This window comes from Pigmentiphaga sp. H8, from assembly GCF_003854895.1.
Classification (GTDB): domain Bacteria; phylum Pseudomonadota; class Gammaproteobacteria; order Burkholderiales; family Burkholderiaceae_B; genus Pigmentiphaga.
Genome location: NZ_CP033966.1, coordinates 4,061,489 through 4,078,140 on the forward strand (window position 1 = coordinate 4,061,489; position 16,652 = coordinate 4,078,140).

Genomic DNA, 16,652 nt, shown 5'->3' on the forward strand with positions numbered 1-16,652 from the left:
AGGCCGCGCCCCCGGTCACCGCTGTAACAATCAGAACGTCAGCCGCACGCCCATGACGATGTTCCGGCCCATCAGCGGCGCGGCATTCTTGATGAACGACGTATGCCGGTAGGCGAGCTTGTTCGTGAGGTTATTGGCCCGGACGTAGATCTGGTAACGGGTCCCGCTCATGCGGCCTTCATAGGCGGCGCCAAGGTTGAGCATCGTGTAGCCGGCCGTCTCGGTCTCGAACTCGGCCACCTTGTCCTGACGCCCCACGTACGACAGTTCGACGTCGCCGCTCCAGGCCTGCCACCGCGCGTCCAGCCGCGTGCCGATCCGGTAGGCGGGGATGCGCGGCAGATTGCCGCCACCGTCCAGTTTCGCGCGCACGTAGTCGCCCATCAGCGAGACGGCGAAGATACGGTCGATCTGGTGGCGCACCTTGGCCTCGAGCCCGGTGAAGGTGGCATCGTGCTGCGTGTACTCCAGCAATTGCAGATTCTGGTAGACGTCCAGCGTGCGGCCATAGATGAAGTTGTCCATCTTGTTGTGGAACACCGAGACCGAGAACGTGGTGGGTCCGGCGAACTTGCGCAGCGTGAGGTCGATGTTGTTGGACGTTTCCTTCTTCAGGTTGGCGTTGCCGATCTCGTAGGTGGACGTGGCCAGGTGCAGGCCATTGGCATAGAGTTCCTCGGCGGTCGGCAGGCGATGCGAGCGCGACGCCGACACGCCCAGCGAATATTGCGGCGCGAATTTCCAGACGGCGCCCGCCGACACCGAGGTGCCGCGATGCCGGGTATCGGGCGCGCCGCCCTGCACGTCGATGCGCTGCCATTCATGCCGCAGCCCGCCCTCGAAGCGCCAGTCGCCCACCGTGTATTCCTCGAGCGCGAACAGGCCGTTGTTGCGCGTGACGGTAGGCTGCACGTAGGCCTCTTCGCCCAGCGCACTGAAGGCGCGGCGCGTCGTCTGCGCGCCGATCACGCCCCGCAGCCCGCCTATGGGCGCGTGTTCCAGTTCCACGCGGCCGTCATGCGCCTTGTTCTTGAAGGTGGTGGCGATCGTGTCGCCCTCGATCTCGTCATGCTGGTAATCGGTGAAGCCCGCGCGCACGCGCAGCCGGGTAAAGCCGGCGAAGGGGTCGCGCAGCTCGCCGCGCACGTCCCACCGCTGGCTGCGCAGCTTCACGAAAGGCACGCCGTGGCTGTCGCCGTCCTCGCCGTGGTCGTGATCGTGGCCGTCTTCGTCGCCGTGGTCGTGGCCATGGCCGTCGTCGGGGCAGTGCAGGTGCGTGCCGTGCGCATGGCAGCCCTCGTAGGCGTGGTCATGGCCCGGCAGGCCGTAGCGGTTGCGCTGGCTGGTGTAGGCCAGTCCGATGTAGCCGCGGTCGCCCACCCACGACAGGCCCACGCTGCCGGTCTCGGTATGGTTGTACGAACCGTCCACCCGGTTGCCGCCGGCCCAGCCGCGACCCACCTTGTAGTCGTTGGCGTTGCGTTTGAGCCCTTCGGCGTGGAACACCAGGCCCTTGCCGCCGGTAGTCAATTCGAACGCGCCCGACGTCTCGCGCGGACCGGTCGCGCCGCGCAGCTCCACGCTGCCTTCCACCGCGTTCTCCGGCATCTCGGTGGGAATCTTGTTGTCGAGCACGTTGACCACACCGCCCATCGCCCCGCCGCCGTACAGCAGCGCAGCCGGCCCGCGCAGCACTTCCACGCGCTGCGACAGCATGGGCTCCAGACCCACCGCGTGGTCGGGACTGATGGTGGAGGCATCCTGGACCTCGGCACCGTCGGAAACGATCTTGACCCGCGCGCCGTCCATGCCCCGGATGATGGGCCGGCTGGCGCCCGCGCCGAAATGCGACGAGGTGATGCCGGGCTCCTGCTCCAGCGTCTCGCCCAGCGTGGCGGCCCGCTTGGTCAGCAGTTCGTTCTCATCCAGCACGGTGACCGGCGCCGCCAGGTCCTGTTCGCTGCGCGACAGGGGCGTGGCGGACACGGTGACCTCCTTCAAGGTCTGCGGCGCGGGCTCGGCCGGCGAGGCGGCCTGCGCCCAGGCGGCCGCGGGCAGGCCCCAGGAAACACTCATCAAAGCCAATACGAGGGGGTTCAGCCTTCCCAACATCACGGTTCCTTCTTCATGGATGGCGCAAAAATGCCGCTGGCGGCCGACAAGGCATCCTTGCCAGGCCGCGAGCGGCATTCTTGCTCAAATCCGAAGTTAATGCAACTCTATTGCATATGCATGGCTGTTGCACTTAAGAAACCCTTGCGGGCGCGGGTCAGAACGCCGAGCAATGCCCTCCGCTGGGCGCCTGCCCCGAGCCTATGGCCAGGATGGCGGGTTCCTTCCGGTGGTTGACCGGGCTGGCGTGGGTCCAGTCCCAGGCAAAGAAGACGATCAGCACGGCCCAGAACAGCAGGATGGCGGAAGTACGGGAAGTCATGTCCATGTCCTCCCGTTCAAACGCCGAGACGGCGGCGCAGGCGCACACCGATCAGCGAGCCGGCGAACGCCAGCACGACCCAGATCCAGCCGTGCAGGCTGCCCGTGGAAATGCCGCTGACCATGGCCCCCACGTTGCAGCCGAACGCCAGCCGCGAGCTGTAGCCCAGCAGGAAACCCGCGACCAGCACGGCCGCCCATTGGCGACCCGTCAACGGCTTGCCGCTGGACGGCTTGCGCGCGGCGATCCACAGCGCGCCGGCCATGATGCCGATGTTGGTGATGGAGGTGACGTCCAGGAACACGCTCTGGTCCAGCGTACGCAGGTTGCCCGCCTGGCCCCAGAAGGCGTTGGCGGCGGGATCGAACACGCCGGCCGCGGTCGCCACCTTGGCTGCCCACAGGCCGAAACCGTAGACCACGCCCCAGGGCTGGCCGGCCACCACCAGGTTGGCCACCGCCAGCAGGGCTAGGCCGATGCCGGCCAGCAGCAGCTTGCGGTTCCATGGCGAGGACGGCGCGGCCGCGCCGCCCTTGCGGCTCCAGATCCAGGCCGCCAGGCCGAAAACGGCCAGGCCGGCGAAGGTCAGCGCCAGCGCGCCACCCGCGCCCCAGTCGCGGACCAGGCTGACCGGCGCGACCGCGCCCAGCGACAGCCAGCCGTGCAGGTGCACCGATCCCAGGAAACTGCCCAGCGCGAACAGCGGCAGCACGCCCATGTTCAGCGGAATGCCCAGCCCGGCCTTGTACAGCGTGCCCGAACCGCAGCCGTCGGCGATCTGCATCGTGACGCCGAACACGAAGGCGCCGATCAGCAGACTGATGCTGGGAGGCCCCAGGGCCGCGGCCAGGTCGCCGGGAAACTTCGCCAGGAGCGGAATGGAAATGGCCGCCGCCACCGCCAGCAGCACGATCTGGGCGAACACGCCGCTGGCGTCGCGGGCCTCGATCAACCGGCGCCAGCCGGTGGTGAAGCCGAAGCGCGCACCGGCCAGCAGGCCGCCCATGCCGATGCCGATGACGAACAGCACCGACTGGCGCACGGTCACGAACCAGGCCAGCGCGAGCACGGCCAGCACGATGGCGGCGGTCAGCGGCCAGCGCGCCTGGCCAAGCGCGGGCGAAACGGGGGACGATACGGCGGGCGCGCCCGCCTGGGAAAGCGTCGTTTGCATCAGGGGGATCCTCTGCCGCGTTACGAGTTGCCGAACAACTTCTTGAATTTTTCCGAGATCTGGCTGGCCCGGCCCGGCGCGTTGTCCATGGGCAGGGCCTGGTCGGCATTGGTCCAGTCGGCCAGGGATTCCGGGTACATGCGCACGTGCGGCAGGCCCGCCAGCTCCGACAGCGCGAACCAGTCGGTGGCGGCCCAATGGCCGGTGTTGCAGAACGCGATGTTGTCGCCGCCCGCGTCCGGGAACTCCCGGGCGGCAATGGCGCGGGCCTCGGTGGCCGAGACGATCTGCGTGCTGCCGGGGGCGAACCAGACGCTGTGCGGAACGTTCCGGGCGCCATGGATGGTGCCGGGCACCGCGGCCGTCGGCGCCTTGACCAGGCCTTCGAAGAAATTCTTGGGCCGCGCGTCGATCAGCCGGGTGTCGCCGCCGTTCGTGCCCGCCAGCACATCGGCCTGGGTGGCCTTGATGGCGGTGTTCAGCCGGGGTTCATAGCGGCTGGGCGCGGGCTGGGCCGGCGCATCCTGGCTCAGGGGTTGCTGCGCCTGCTGCCAGGCCTGCACGCCGCCATTCAGGATGGACAGCTGGGTCAGGCCCAGGTACTTGAGCGTCCAGTACACGCGGGCGGCGGCGCCGAAGTCGGTCACGTCCGCGCCCGAGGACACCACCACGGCATGGCGCTCGGGTGTCAGCCCGAGCTTGCGCACCTGCGCGGTCAGCTTGTCCAGCGGCGGCAGCGTGCCGGGGCTGTTGGCCGGGCCCCGCCACGAGCCATAAGGGGCAGACAGGGCGCCGGGAATGTGGCCTTGCAGGTAGTCGGCAGGCGAACGGATATCGATGACCGTGACCGAGGGCGAGGACAGCACCGCCTTCAGTTCGTCGGGCGACAGGATGGGAGACGTAGCGGCCTGGGCGCCGGCCGTTGCGGCAAAAGCGATCAGCCAGGCAGAAAGAATGGCAAGGATTCTCATGATGATTGCGCGCGGTGCGCAGGGGGTGGGCATCCTGAGAATTTTAAGACCTGGCCAGGGGCTGGCTCAGACCAAGTCCCCATATCAACATAACATGAAGTTATATAAGAACCTGGGGGATATAGCTCCTGGCCATACGCCCGGAGGGCGCGGGCCAGGGCATCGGGCAGCCCCGGCCGGGGCTGCCCGGCGGCGGCCGGGAGCCGCCTCAGGCCGTGACGTGGAAGCCCACGCGGCCGAGATTCTGCATCTCGAGCTCGACCCAGGTACCGGCCACGAGGGCCTCGGCGGCACTGGCGCCGCCGGCCATCACGATGGACCCCTCGGGCAGGATCTCGCCCGCCTGCGCCACCAGGCGCGCGGCCGCGACCAGCGAACGCACGGGATGGCCCAGGATGGCGGCGGTGGTGCCGACCTGCTGGGCCTTGCCGTTGCACGACATGATCAGGCCCAGGTTGGAGAAGTCGACGCTGGGCTTGTGCCAGGCACCCAGCACCACGCCCGACGACGAGGCATTGTCCGCCACCACGTCTTCCAGCGAGAACTTGAAGGCCTTGTAGCGCGAGTCGATGATCTCGAGCGCGGGCGCGATGGCCTCGACGGCGTCCAGCGCCTCGATCGGCGACACCATGCCCGACAGCGGCTTGCGCAGCAGGAAAGCGATCTCGGGCTCGACGCGCGGATGCACGCGGGTCGACAGCTTCAGTTCGCCGCCCTCGTCCACGCGCATGTCATGCGTCAGGCGGCCCCAGATCATGTCGTGCACGCCCATCTGGACCATCTTGGCGCGGCTGGTGAAGCCCATCTTCATGCCGATGCGGCGATGGCCGCGGTCGACGCGGCGCTGGATCAGCATGCGCTGCACTTCGTAGGCCTCGGCCAGCGTGAGCGGACGGCGCTCGACGAACTGTTCGGCCGCGCGCGGCGTGCTGGCGGCTTCGTCCAGCTCGCGGGCCACTTCGGGTAGGGACAACAGCGGACCGCTCATGCTTGCTCCTTGGCGCCAAACACCGCGCGCACCGAGCCCAGTCCGGCGATGCGCGCTTCCAGAATTTCCTCTCCCTGCACCGCAACCATCGGGCCCAGCGCACCGCTCAGCACGACGTCGCCGGCACGCAGCGGATTGCCACGCTCGGCCATCTTGCGCGCCAGCCACAGGGCCGCGTTCAGCGGATGGCCCAGGCAGGCGGCGCCGGCGCCGATCGAGACCTGGTCGCCGTTGCGCTCCATGACCATGCCGCACAGGCGGGCGTCGAAGTCGCCCAGCTTGACCGGCCGGTTGCCCAGCACGAACAGGCCCGACGAGGCGTTGTCGGCGATCGTGTCGACGATGCTGATCTTCCAGTTGGCGATGCGGCTGTCGACGATCTCGATGGCCGGCACGGCATAGGCGACGGCCGAGATCAGCTCGGCCATCGTGGCCATGGGCTGGACCAGGTCGCGCTCCATGACGAAGGCGATCTCGGCTTCGACCTTGGGCTGGATCAGGCTGGACAGCGGCACTTCCTCGCCGTCGCACACCGACATGTCGGCGAACAGCATGCCGTAGTCGGGCTGGTCCACGCCCAGCTGCGCCTGCACCGCCTTGGACGTCAGGCCGATCTTGCGGCCCACCAGCCGGCGGCCCTGCTTGACCCAGTGGTCGGTATTGGCCTGCTGCACCGCATACGCGGCGTCCAGGTCGCCTGCCGGCAACTGATCGCGGATCGGATCGATCGCGACGCGGCTTTCATGAGCACTGCGCAGGCGCTGCGCAAGCCCGGCGATCGCCTCGGCGGCGACGCCCCCTTGTCCTATCTGCCCCATGGGTAGTCCTGTTTTGAAGTTGAAGAAAAGAGAAAAACACCTTTATGCCGTATACGTACGAATATACGGGAGAAACCTGTGCCCGGACAATGGTGGCGGCTCATCGTCCCACCCCCGCCATCAATTTGAGGCATTTGACGAACAGCGCCTGGTACTCGGGCGGGAGGGCCGCGATGATGGCCTCCTCGACTTCCTTGTCGCGGGGCAGCACGCGCTCCAGCACGTCCACGCCCGCCTGGGTGATGGTCACGGCATAGGCGCGCTTGTCGTCGGCCGAGCGCCGGCGCCGCAGGTATCCCTTGCGCACCAGGCGGTTGATCATGTCGGCCAGCGAATTGCGGTCCAGCGCGATGTCCTCGGCCAACTGGTTCTGCGTGGCGCCGGGATGCTTGCAGACGGTGATCAGCAGCGCCTTCTGGCGCGGCGTCAGGTCCTCGTCGTGGAAGGTCTGCATGAACAGCGCCTCGGCCCGGAAATGCGCACGCCGCAGCAGGTGCGACACGACGTCCGTCAGCTCGAACGCGCGCACGGCCTCCGTGCAGGGCACGGTTTCCGGTTCGGAGGACGGCGCGGCGGGCGGGCGTCGCAGGGCGGAAGGTCGATTCATGATGGCGAGCCGGAGCGGACCTGAGATCTTAACTGATGTCGCGCGCCCGGCAGCCGACCCCCCTGGCGATTCTTCGAAGCGGTTATGGCTGGCGCCGAAGTTGTTATGCCCCCGGGGATGGACCGGTCGCGCTGATTTCCACTATATTATGACGTATACGTACTATAACCTCAACGGAACCCAGCACCATGTCGGTCAAAACCCTGCGCAACTTCATTGGCGGCCGCTTCGAAGACGGCATCCGCACCTTCGACAAACTCAATCCCGCCAACGGGGAACTGGTGGCGCGCGTGCATGAAGCCAGCCGCGACCAGGTGAACGCCGCGGTGGCGGCGGCGCGCCAGGCCCTGCCGGCCTGGGCGGCCCTGCCGGTCAACCAGCGCACCGACTATCTGTACGCGCTGGCCGACGGCATCGAACGCCGCTTCGACGACTTCCTGGCGGCCGAGATCGGCGACACCGGCAAGCCCGTGGGTTGGGCCGGTCAGATCGACATCCCGCGCGGCGCCGCCAACTTCCGCGCCTTCGCCGAGATCGCCCGGACGCTGGACATGGAAAGCTTCATGACCGACACCCCGGACGGACGGCAGGCGCTGAACTACGCCTACCGCAAGCCGCTGGGCGTGGTGGGCGTCATCTCGCCGTGGAACCTGCCGCTGCTGCTGTTCACCTGGAAGGTCGCGCCCGCGCTGGCCTTCGGCAACACCGTGGTGGCCAAGCCTTCCGAGGTCACGCCCTCCACCGCCACCCTGCTGGCCGAAGTGGCGGCCGAGGTCGGCCTGCCCGCCGGCGTGTTCAACGTGGTCCATGGTTTCGGACCGAACTCGGCCGGTGAATTCATCACCACCCACCCGGACATCGACGGGATCACCTTCACCGGCGAATCGGCCACCGGCAGCACCATCATGAAGGCTGTCGCGCCGGGCGTGAAGCCGGTGTCGTTCGAACTGGGCGGCAAGAATGCCGCGCTGGTGTTCGAGGACGCCGACTTCGACGCCGCCGTCGCCGGCGTGGCCCGCTCGGTCTTCGCCAACTGCGGCCAGGTCTGCCTGTGCACCGAACGCGTCTACGTCCAGCGGCCGATCTACGACCGCTTCGTCGCCGCGCTGAAGCTGGAAGCCGAGAAGCTGGTGCTGGGCCGCCCCATGGACACCGCCACCACCATGGGTCCGCTGGTATCGCACGAGCATCGCGAGAAGGTGCTGTCCTACCTGCGCCTGGCGGTCGAGGAAGGCGCCACCGTGGTCACCGGCGGCGGCGTGCCGACCTTCGGCGACGAGCGCGACCAGGGCGCCTACATCCAGCCGACCATCTGGACCGGCCTGCCCGAGACCGCCCGCTGCATCAAGGAAGAAGTGTTCGGCCCGGTGTGCCACATCGCCCCCTTCGATACCGAGGAAGAAGCCATCCGGCTCGCCAACGACACCCACTACGGGCTGGCGGCGGCCGTCTGGACCACCAACCTGACCCGGGGCCATCGCGTGGCCCAGGCCATGCAAGTCGGCCTGGCTTGGGTGAACTGCTGGTTCCTGCGCGACCTGCGCACGCCGTTCGGCGGCAGCGGCCTGTCGGGCATCGGGCGTGAAGGCGGCCGCCACTCGCTGCATTTCTACACCGAGCCGACCAACGTCTGCGTGAAGCTGTAAGAGTAGGAATGGGCGATAATCGCAGGGGAATGTCCCCTGCGGCCGCCATGTCCAATTTTCGTCTGACTCCCAACGCGCTGGGGCATAAGCTCAAGCTGCACCAATTGCAGATATTCGAGCGGGTGCTCGAGCGCCGGTCGCTGTCGCGCGCGGCCAATGAGCTGAACCTGACGCAGCCCAGCGTCACCAAGGCCATCTACGAACTGGAGAAGTTCGTGGGCGCGCCGCTGTTCGAGCGCTCCAACCGCGGCGTGGTCCCGACCGATCTGGCGCACCTGCTGGGACGGCGGGTCAAGACGTTGATGGCCGAGCTGCGCTACATGACCGACGAGCTCAACGCGGCGCTGACGGGGGAAAGCGGGCACGTCATCGTCGGCACCCTGATCGCCGCGTCGGCCAAGCTATTGCCCGAGGCGATCTCGATGCTGATGCAGGAGCACCCGGGCATCCGCGTCACCGTGTCCGAAGGCCCCTCGTCGCAGCTCTTTCCGGCCCTGGCCACGGGCGACCTCGACATCGTGGTGGGACGCCTGCCCGAGCGCGACATCGCGCTGGGCTATGCCTATCCGCTCACCCACCATACGCTGTACGAGGAAAAGCTGCATGCCGTCGTCGGCGCCCATCACCCGCTGGCGCGCGCGGAAAACCTGGAACTGGGCCAGTTGATGGATCTGCCCTGGATCCTGCCCTCCGCCGAATCGCCGCTGCGCTCGGCGGTGGAGCAGACCTTCCACCGCACGGGGCTGGGCATCCCGCCCCGTCACATCGAATCCCTGTCGCTGCTGACCAACCTGGGCATCCTGCTGCGCGGCGAGGCCATCGCCCTGATGCCGCAGGACGCCGCCGCGCAGTTCCTGGACCACGGTCTGCTCAAGCTCCTGCCGCTGGCCGAATTTGGCTTGTTCGGGCGCGTGGGCTATTCGGTGCGGGCGAACCGGCAGCTCACGCCCGCCAGCCAGCACCTGATCGAATACCTGCACCGCATCTGCGACAGCCGGCGCGCCGCCGCCTCCTGACGCTTCCCTCGGGGCGCGGGGCCTGGATGAGCCATAGCCAATACGCATACCCCGGGCGCCAACTTCTATTTCTCGCCAGGCGCCTGGCTCACATAGACTGCAATTAGCCTACGATAGGCCACGACTGCCTTCTCCCGGCGCGGGAGCCCGCTCCGCGGGCGCAGACCTACCGACCCAACGAGAGCACCATGTACAAATACGGTCTTCCGCTCAATTTCCAGAAATGGATCGACGACAACGCCCATCTGCTCAAACCGCCGGTCGGCAACCAGCAGATCTGGCAGGACTCCGATTTCATCGTCACCGTGGTCGGCGGCCCCAACCACCGCACCGACTACCATGACGACCCGCTGGAAGAGTTCTTCTACCAGATCCGCGGCAACGCCTACCTGAAGCTCTGGGTGGAAGGCAAGGAAGAGCGCGTGGACCTGAAGGAAGGCGACATCTTCCTCTTGCCTCCGCACCTGCGCCATTCGCCCCAGCGTCCCGAGACCGGCAGTGCCTGTCTCGTGATCGAGCGCCAACGCCCCGAAGGCCTGCTGGACGGCTTCGAGTGGTACTGCCTGCATTGCGGACACCTGGTGCATCGCGTCGAGGTCCAGCTCAAGAGCATCGTGACCGACCTGCCGCCGCTGTTCGAGGCTTTCTACGCCAGCGAAGACAAGCGCCGCTGCCCCTCGTGCGGCACGGTGCATCCCGGCAAGCACATCCCGGGCACCGCATGACGGCACGGTTCGACTTCGGCGGGGTCGAACTCACCCGCATCGTCGAGGCCGAAGGCCCTCTGCTGCGCCCCGCCGAGATCTTCCCGGATTCGACCCCCGAGGCCATCCAGGCCAACCTGGACTGGCTGGCCCCGCGGTTCTACGACCCGGCCTCCGACCGGCTGGTCATCTCCATCCAGTCCTTCCTGCTGAAAAGCCAGGGCCGCCTGATCCTGGTGGACACCTGCGTGGGCGACTGCAAGGCGCGGGTACGCGCCGATTTCGACCGGCAGCACTGGGGCTGGCTGGATCGCCTGGAAGCGGCCGGCGTGCGCCCCGAGGACATCGACGTGGTCGTGTCCACCCACCTGCACGTCGATCACGTCGGCTGGCACACGCGGCTGGTGGACGGGGCCTGGGCCCCCACCTTCCCCAACGCGCGCTACCTCTTCACCCACGAGGAATGGGCCTACTGGAAGGCACACGAAGGCCATCCCGGCCTCGTGCGCACCGGCGACTACGTAGGCGACTCGGTCCTGCCCGTGTTCGAGGCCGGCCTGGCCGACCTGGTCGACATGGACCACCGCATCGACGAAGCCATCCGCCTCGTCCCCGCGCCCGGACATACGCCCGGCCACGTGGCCGTCGAGATCCAGGGCACGCACCAGCGCGTCCTGCTGACCGGCGATGCCTTCCACCACCCGCTGCAGTGCTGCTACCCCCAGTGGAGCACGCGCTTCTGCGCCGACCCCGACCACGCCCGCCGCACCCGGCAATCGCTGCTGGAAGCCTGCGCCCGCGACGGCACGCTGGTCCTGCCCGCCCACTTCCCCGCCCCCACCGCCGGCCACATCCGCCGCGCGGCGCCGGAAGACGAACACGAATTTCGTTTCGAATTCCAAAAATTACTTTAAACTTAAAACGTAAGTCCAAGGAATCGTCCATGATTTTGCAGCGCCCCGTTCCGGCCCTGGTGGCCAGCCTTTGCCTCGCGTTCGGCGTCACCGCCGCCGCGCACGCCGACATCAAGATCGGCTTCCTGGCCACGATGTCCGGGCCAGGGGGCACGCTGGGCCAGGACCAGTACGACGGGTTCATGCTGGGCGTGGAAGCCGCCGGCGGCAAACTGGGCGGGCAAGCGGTCAAGATCATCCAGGAAGACGACCAGCTCAAGCCCGAGGTGGGCCGCCAGGCCGCCAAGAAGCTGATCGAGCGCGACCGCGTGCAGATCGTGACCGGCCTGAGCTTCTCGAACGTGCTGATGGCGGTCTATCGCGACATCGTCAACAGCGGCACCTTCCTGCTGGTGAACAACGCCGGCCCCAGCCAGATCGCCGGCCAGATGTGCTCGCCGCTGTATTTCTCCACGTCCTGGCAGAACGACCAGCAGCACGAGGCCATGGGCAAGTACGCCCAGCAGAAGGGCTACAAGCGCGTGGCCCTGATGGCGCCGAACTACCAGGCCGGCCGCGAGGCGCTGACGGGCTTCAAGCGCTACTTCAAGGGCGAGGTCCTGAGCGAGACCTACACCCAGGTCAACCAGCCCGACTACTCGGTGGAAATCACCCAGCTGCGCACCGCCAGCCCCGACGCCGTGTTCATCTTCTACCCCGGCGGCATGGGCGTGAATTTCGTCAAGCAGTACCACCAGGCCGGCATGCTGGGCAAGGTGCCGCTGCTGTCGGGTTCGACCGTGGACGGCACGACCCTGCCGGCGCTGCAGGACCTGGCCCTGGGCGTGATGTCCGGCGGCCCGTGGTCGCCCGACCTGCCCAACGCGGCCAACCGCAGTTTCGTCGAGCAGTTCCGCAAGAAGTACGGACGCGTCCCCTCGCACTACGCGGCCTATGGCTACGATTCGGCGCAGGCCCTGAACGCCGCGCTCAAGGCCACCGGCGGCCGCCTGGACGACAAGAAAGCCTTCGAACAGGCAATGGTCAAGGCGAATTTCCCCTCAGTGCGGGGCGGCTTCAAATTTAACAATAATCACTTCCCCGTATCGAATTACTACGCATTCGAAGTGGTGCGCGATCCCGCGGGCGGCGTGACGCTGGCCACGCGGGAAACCGTGTTCCCGGACCACCAGGACCCCTACCATGGGGAATGCAAGCTGAAATAGCCGTCCGGCACCGGCGTCGCGCCGCCGACCGCAGTATCCAGGGGGCCGGGTATCCGGCCTCATCCACCCCGCAGGCAAGCCAGGAGTCCGCATGAAAACCGCCAAACTGATAGCCGTCGCATCGATACTGCAAGCGGCCTTCGCCGCCCCCTCCTTCGCCGCCGTCAAGATCGGCTTCGTCTCCACGCTGTCCGGTCCGGGTTCGGTGCTGGGACAGGACCAGTACGACGGTTTCATGCTGGCCGTGGAACAGGGCAAGGGCAAGCTGGGCGGCGTCGACGTCCAGGTCCTCAAGGAAGACGACCAGATGAAGCCCGAGGTCGGCCTGCAGGTCGTGCGCCAGTTGCTGGAGCGCGAGAAGGTGCCGGTCATCACCGGCCTGATCTATTCGAACGTCATGATGGCGGTCCACCGCCCCATCACCAGCGCCGAGGTCTTCCTGGTCGGCTCGAACGCCGGGCCCACCCCGATCACGGGCAAGGGCTGCTCGCCTTACTTCTTCTCCACCTCGTGGAACAACGACCAGTTGCACGAGGCCGGCGGCGAGCTCGCCAACAAGATGGGCATCAAGAAGGTCCAGCTCCTGGCGGCCAACTACCAGGCCGGCAAGGACGCCATGGAAGGCTTCAAGCGGACCTTCAAGGGCCAGGTGGTGGGCGAGACCTTCACCCAGGTCAACCAGCCCGACTACTCGGTCGAGATTTCCGCGCTGGCCGCCAGCAAGCCCGAGGCCATTTACACGTTCTATCCCGGCAGCATGGGCGTGAACTTCGTCAAGCAGTACCGGCAGGCCGGCATGTTCGACAAGGTCCGCATGCTGTCGACCTCGACCATCGACGGCTCCACCCTGCCCGCCCTGCAGGACGCCGCGCTGGGCGCGGTCACGGCGGCGCCCTACTCGCCCGACCTCGACAATCCGGCCAACAAGAAATTCGCCGACGCGTTCCGCAAGAAATACAACCGCGAACCCTCGATGTACGCCGCCCAGTCCTACGACGCCGCCAGCCTGATCGCCTCGGCCCTGGCCAAGACCAAGGGCAACGTGTCCGACAAGGCCGCGTTCCGCGCGGCGCTGCGGGAAGCCAAGTTCGACTCCGTGCGCGGTTCCTTCGCGTTCAACACCAACCAGTTCCCGATCGCGCCGTTCTACCGGGTCGACGTGGCCAAGGACGCCAGCGGCAAGCCGGCGTTCGTGACCAAGGGCGTGATCTACGAGCACAGCAAGGACTCGTATGCGGGCGAGTGCCAGATGAAGTGATGCAGGCACCCGTGGCATCGCCATGGGTTGCATACAATAGGACCCCGTGGGCCGCCCGGCCCACGGTTTCATCCTAGCCTAGACATCGTGCCGCCCAACAAGGATTCCCTGGCGAAAGTCGCCCTGGTCACCTCTCCCGCCATCGGCGATTCGCTGCTGTCGATGACAGTGGCCCACAACCTCCGCCGCTCCGGATCGGCCGTTACCGTCTTCGGCCCCCATATTCACGCGTTGCGGCGCTGGTTCCCCGGCATCGACATCCAGCCTGGCCTCTCGCCCGACGGCGCCGGCCTCACGCTGGAAGCGTTCGACACCGCCATCCAGCTGCACGATCACAGGCCGCTCCCGCGCTTCACCGAACTGCATCCGCGCGCCTGGGTCCTGGAAGACTTGTGCCGCATGCGTTCGCCCAAGTCCATGGCGACCCGGCTGACCGAGTTCTGCCGGAACGACCTGGGACTGGCGGACGCGGAAAAGAACAACGGTCTCCAGCCTCCTGCCGGCCTCGTCCACCGCCTGCACGGCTCGCGCGTGGTCATCCACCCCGCGGCCAGCACGCCGGACAAATGCTGGCTGCCCACGCGTTTCATCGCCCTGGCCGGCCGTCTTCGCGACGAAGGGTTCGATCCGCAATTCATCGTCGGCCCCGCCGAACGCCCGCAATGGGAACCCCTGCTGCGCGCCCAAGGGCTGGGGCTGCCGGACCTCGGTGGCCTGGACAACGTCGCCTCGTGGATATTCGAGTCGGGCTGGTTCATCGGCAACGACTCGGGCATCGGCCATCTCGCCTCCAACCTTCATGTCCCGACCTTGTCGCTGTTCATGCGGCAGGGGGGCGCCAGGACCTGGCGACCCGACTGGGGGCCCGGACAAGTGTTGATAGGCAGCGCTGGCATACCCACCGGCCGGCTCAAGGAAAAGCTGTGGAAGTACGTGCTGACGCCTGGCCGGGTCGCCCGGACCTTCGCACGCTTGCGGGGCCAGGAGGCGGTCCAGGCCGGGCGCCTGCCCTGGAACGACGGAACCATGGCAGCCCAGCGCGGCAACGCCTGAGGGCCGGCGGCCGCGCCCCGGTTTCAGCCCGGGATCACGCCGCTTCGCTGAACTGCATCTTGTAGAGCGTCGCGTACAAGCCTTCCGCTGCCAGCAGGTCGGTATGGGAGCCCTGTTCGACGATGCGCCCCTGGTCCAGCACGATGATGCGGTCGGCGTTCTGCACCGTGGTCAGCCTGTGGGCGATGACCAGCGTCGTGCGTCCCGCCATCAGGCGTTCCAGCGACGCCTGGACCTGGCGTTCGGACTCGTTGTCCAGGGCCGAGGTGGCCTCGTCCAGGATCAGGATGGGCGCGTCCTTGATCAGCGCCCGCGCAATGGCCAGGCGCTGCCGCTGGCCGCCCGACAGCCGGGCGGCGTTCTCGCCCACCTGGCTGTGCATGCCCTGCGGCAGCGAATCGACGAACTCCAGCAGGTTCGCGTCGGCCAGGGCCTGGCGGATGGCCGCTTCCGACGGCTCGGTATTCGCGCCATAGCTCACGTTGGCGGCGATGGTATCGTCGAACAGCACCACGTCCTGGCTCACGAGCGAGATGGCGTCGCGCAGGCTGGTCAGCGTCAATTCGTCGACGGGAATGCCATCCACCCGGATCGATCCCGCCGTAGGCAGCGCAAAACGGGGCAGCATGGAGACCAGCGTGGTCTTGCCGCTGCCGGATCGTCCGATGAAAGCCACCGTCTGGCCCGGCTCCACCGTGAACGAGATCCGCTCCAGGGTGTCGCGGCCGGCGTCGGGAAAGCGATGGGAGACCTGTTCGAACTCGATATGCCCGCGCGCCGGCCGGGGCAGCAGGCGCACGCCGTTATCGCTTTCGGGTTCCTCGTCCACCAGCGCGAACACGCTTTCCGCGGACACCAGCATGCGCTGCATGGGACTGGCGACATTGGCCAGCCGCTTGAGCGGATCCAGCATCTGCAGCATGGCGGTCACGAAGGCGGCAAAGCCGCCCACGGTGATCTGGTTGGCGCCCGACTGCCCGAGCGCGGTCGACACCACGACCGCCAGCGCCACGGCGGCGATGGCTTGCGTGATGGGTGCCGAGGCCGCGCCGGCCACCGTGTTGCGCATCGCGAAGCGCCGCAGCCGGCCGTTGATGTGCAGGAAGCGCTCTTCCTCGTGGGCATAGCCGCTGAACAGCTTGATGACCCGCTGCCCATCGATGGCCTCGCTCACCACCCGGGTCAGCTCGCCGTTCATGGTGATGGTCTCGCGGTTGATGCGGCGGATGCGGCGCGCGATGGCGCGCATGATGAAGGTGGACAGCGGGAAGGCCACCAGCGCGATCAGCGTCAGCTTCCACGACAGGTAGAACAGCACGCAGGCCAGCGAGATCACGATCAGGGTCTCGCGCACCAGCACCGTGATGACCTCGGTGGCCAGCTGCATGACGTTGGAGGCGTCGACCACGAAGCGGTTCAGCAGGACCGACGAACCCATGCGCTTGAAATAGCCGTCGGGCAGGCGCAGCAGGCGGTCGAACATCTCGCGCCGCAGGTCGGCCAGCACGTGGTTGGCGGACCAGGCCATGAGATAGTCGCTCAGGAAATTCAGCGTGCCGCGCACGAGGAAGATACCGACGATGGCAAGCGGGATCTTCCACACATAGTCCGGATTCTGGCCGTTGAAGCCCCCGTCGAGCAGCGGTTTCATCAGGATCGCCAACAGCGGCTGGGACGCGGCCACGCCGACCAGGAACAGCATGCCGAGGGCCAGTGCCTTCCAGTATTTCAGGACACGGCTATAGACGCGGCGCCACAGTTCGGATTTGACGGGTTGGGAGTTCACAAGGTGCTCGTGGTGGGCCCGGCCGCGAGTGGCGCGCGATTCGCGCGACGGCTGGCCCGCCGCTTACAATAGAAAGCT

At 67.3% G+C, this 16,652-nt stretch carries 15 protein-coding genes; 7 read left to right on the forward strand and 8 right to left on the reverse strand.

The genetic code is table 11. The annotated features are described in order from the left end of the window. Nucleotides 1–30: 30 nt before the first annotated feature. From EGT29_RS19190 to EGT29_RS19215, 7 genes are all read right to left on the reverse strand, one after another. On the reverse strand, nucleotides 31–2,076 hold the full coding sequence (locus tag EGT29_RS19190) for a TonB-dependent receptor domain-containing protein (RefSeq protein ID WP_238160106.1): 2,046 nt from the start codon (nucleotides 2,074–2,076) through the stop codon (nucleotides 31–33). 193 nt (nucleotides 2,077–2,269) lie between these two features. After that, nucleotides 2,270–2,434, reverse strand: a complete 165-nt coding sequence (locus tag EGT29_RS28595) for a hypothetical protein (RefSeq protein ID WP_192901763.1) — start codon at nucleotides 2,432–2,434, stop codon at nucleotides 2,270–2,272. 16 nt (nucleotides 2,435–2,450) lie between these two features. Continuing rightward, the gene (locus EGT29_RS19195) at nucleotides 2,451–3,608 is read right to left on the reverse strand and encodes a YeeE/YedE thiosulfate transporter family protein (RefSeq protein WP_124690476.1); all 1,158 of its coding nucleotides are present in this window, start codon (nucleotides 3,606–3,608) and stop codon (nucleotides 2,451–2,453) included. 20 nt (nucleotides 3,609–3,628) lie between these two features. Beyond that, the gene (locus tag EGT29_RS19200; RefSeq protein WP_124690477.1) at nucleotides 3,629–4,579 is read right to left on the reverse strand and encodes a sulfurtransferase; all 951 of its coding nucleotides are present in this window, start codon (nucleotides 4,577–4,579) and stop codon (nucleotides 3,629–3,631) included. A gap of 208 nt (nucleotides 4,580–4,787) precedes the next feature. Continuing rightward, a complete protein-coding gene (locus EGT29_RS19205; protein ID WP_124690478.1) occupies nucleotides 4,788–5,567 on the reverse strand; it encodes a 2-keto-4-pentenoate hydratase in 780 nt (259 codons plus the stop codon). Further along, nucleotides 5,564–6,385, reverse strand: coding sequence for a 2-keto-4-pentenoate hydratase (locus EGT29_RS19210; RefSeq protein WP_124690479.1), 822 nt, complete (start codon nucleotides 6,383–6,385; stop codon nucleotides 5,564–5,566). The genes EGT29_RS19205 and EGT29_RS19210 overlap by 4 nt, the downstream gene beginning before the upstream one ends. Nucleotides 6,386–6,485: 100 nt before the next feature. Beyond that, entirely contained in the window at nucleotides 6,486–6,992 is a 507-nt protein-coding gene (locus tag EGT29_RS19215; RefSeq protein WP_124690480.1) for a MarR family winged helix-turn-helix transcriptional regulator, read from the reverse strand. A 188-nt stretch (nucleotides 6,993–7,180) separates the two neighbouring features. On the opposite strand from EGT29_RS19215, the gene EGT29_RS19220 reads away from it, so the two are divergent. From EGT29_RS19220 to EGT29_RS19250, 7 genes are all read left to right on the forward strand, one after another. Beyond that, complete coding sequence (locus EGT29_RS19220; protein ID WP_124690481.1) at nucleotides 7,181–8,638, forward strand: 2-hydroxymuconic semialdehyde dehydrogenase; 1,458 nt, start codon at nucleotides 7,181–7,183, stop codon at nucleotides 8,636–8,638. A 47-nt stretch (nucleotides 8,639–8,685) separates the two neighbouring features. Beyond that, nucleotides 8,686–9,654 carry a LysR substrate-binding domain-containing protein gene (locus EGT29_RS19225; RefSeq protein WP_124690482.1) on the forward strand — a complete coding sequence of 323 codons (969 nt, stop codon included), beginning with the start codon at nucleotides 8,686–8,688 and terminating at the stop codon, nucleotides 9,652–9,654. A 188-nt stretch (nucleotides 9,655–9,842) separates the two neighbouring features. Then, nucleotides 9,843–10,379: a 3-hydroxyanthranilate 3,4-dioxygenase gene (locus EGT29_RS19230; protein ID WP_124690483.1), complete on the forward strand. Its 537-nt coding sequence runs from the start codon at nucleotides 9,843–9,845 to the stop codon at nucleotides 10,377–10,379. Continuing rightward, entirely contained in the window at nucleotides 10,376–11,272 is an 897-nt protein-coding gene (locus EGT29_RS19235) for an MBL fold metallo-hydrolase (protein WP_124690484.1), read from the forward strand. Before EGT29_RS19230 ends, EGT29_RS19235 begins: the two co-directional genes overlap by 4 nt. A 29-nt stretch (nucleotides 11,273–11,301) precedes the next feature. After that, entirely contained in the window at nucleotides 11,302–12,477 is a 1,176-nt protein-coding gene (locus EGT29_RS19240) for an ABC transporter substrate-binding protein (RefSeq protein WP_124690485.1), read from the forward strand. A 91-nt stretch (nucleotides 12,478–12,568) separates the two neighbouring features. Beyond that, a complete protein-coding gene (locus EGT29_RS19245; RefSeq protein WP_124690486.1) occupies nucleotides 12,569–13,735 on the forward strand; it encodes an ABC transporter substrate-binding protein in 1,167 nt (388 codons plus the stop codon). 87 nt (nucleotides 13,736–13,822) lie between these two features. Continuing rightward, nucleotides 13,823–14,788, forward strand: coding sequence for a glycosyltransferase family 9 protein (locus EGT29_RS19250; protein WP_238160108.1), 966 nt, complete (start codon nucleotides 13,823–13,825; stop codon nucleotides 14,786–14,788). 34 nt (nucleotides 14,789–14,822) lie between these two features. Here EGT29_RS19250 and msbA read toward each other — a convergent pair whose 3' ends face one another. Further along, entirely contained in the window at nucleotides 14,823–16,574 is a 1,752-nt protein-coding gene (gene msbA / locus EGT29_RS19255; protein WP_124690487.1) for a lipid A export permease/ATP-binding protein MsbA, read from the reverse strand. Nucleotides 16,575–16,652: the final 78 nt, after the last annotated feature.

Excerpts from the sequence above, each read along its gene's own strand:
- EGT29_RS19190 (WP_238160106.1), bottom strand. The coding sequence starts at position 2,076 with ATGAGTGTTTCCTGGGGCCTGCCCGCGGCCGCCTGGGCGCAGGCCGCC.
- EGT29_RS28595 (WP_192901763.1), bottom strand. The coding sequence starts at position 2,434 with ATGACTTCCCGTACTTCCGCCATCCTGCTGTTCTGGGCCGTGCTGATC.
- EGT29_RS19195 (WP_124690476.1), bottom strand. The coding sequence starts at position 3,608 with ATGCAAACGACGCTTTCCCAGGCGGGCGCGCCCGCCGTATCGTCCCCC.
- EGT29_RS19200 (WP_124690477.1), bottom strand. The coding sequence starts at position 4,579 with ATGAGAATCCTTGCCATTCTTTCTGCCTGGCTGATCGCTTTTGCCGCA.
- EGT29_RS19205 (WP_124690478.1), bottom strand. The coding sequence starts at position 5,567 with ATGAGCGGTCCGCTGTTGTCCCTACCCGAAGTGGCCCGCGAGCTGGAC.
- EGT29_RS19210 (WP_124690479.1), bottom strand. The coding sequence starts at position 6,385 with ATGGGGCAGATAGGACAAGGGGGCGTCGCCGCCGAGGCGATCGCCGGG.
- EGT29_RS19215 (WP_124690480.1), bottom strand. The coding sequence starts at position 6,992 with ATGAATCGACCTTCCGCCCTGCGACGCCCGCCCGCCGCGCCGTCCTCC.
- EGT29_RS19220 (WP_124690481.1), top strand. The coding sequence starts at position 7,181 with ATGTCGGTCAAAACCCTGCGCAACTTCATTGGCGGCCGCTTCGAAGAC.
- EGT29_RS19225 (WP_124690482.1), top strand. The coding sequence starts at position 8,686 with ATGTCCAATTTTCGTCTGACTCCCAACGCGCTGGGGCATAAGCTCAAG.
- EGT29_RS19230 (WP_124690483.1), top strand. The coding sequence starts at position 9,843 with ATGTACAAATACGGTCTTCCGCTCAATTTCCAGAAATGGATCGACGAC.
- EGT29_RS19235 (WP_124690484.1), top strand. The coding sequence starts at position 10,376 with ATGACGGCACGGTTCGACTTCGGCGGGGTCGAACTCACCCGCATCGTC.
- EGT29_RS19240 (WP_124690485.1), top strand. The coding sequence starts at position 11,302 with ATGATTTTGCAGCGCCCCGTTCCGGCCCTGGTGGCCAGCCTTTGCCTC.
- EGT29_RS19245 (WP_124690486.1), top strand. The coding sequence starts at position 12,569 with ATGAAAACCGCCAAACTGATAGCCGTCGCATCGATACTGCAAGCGGCC.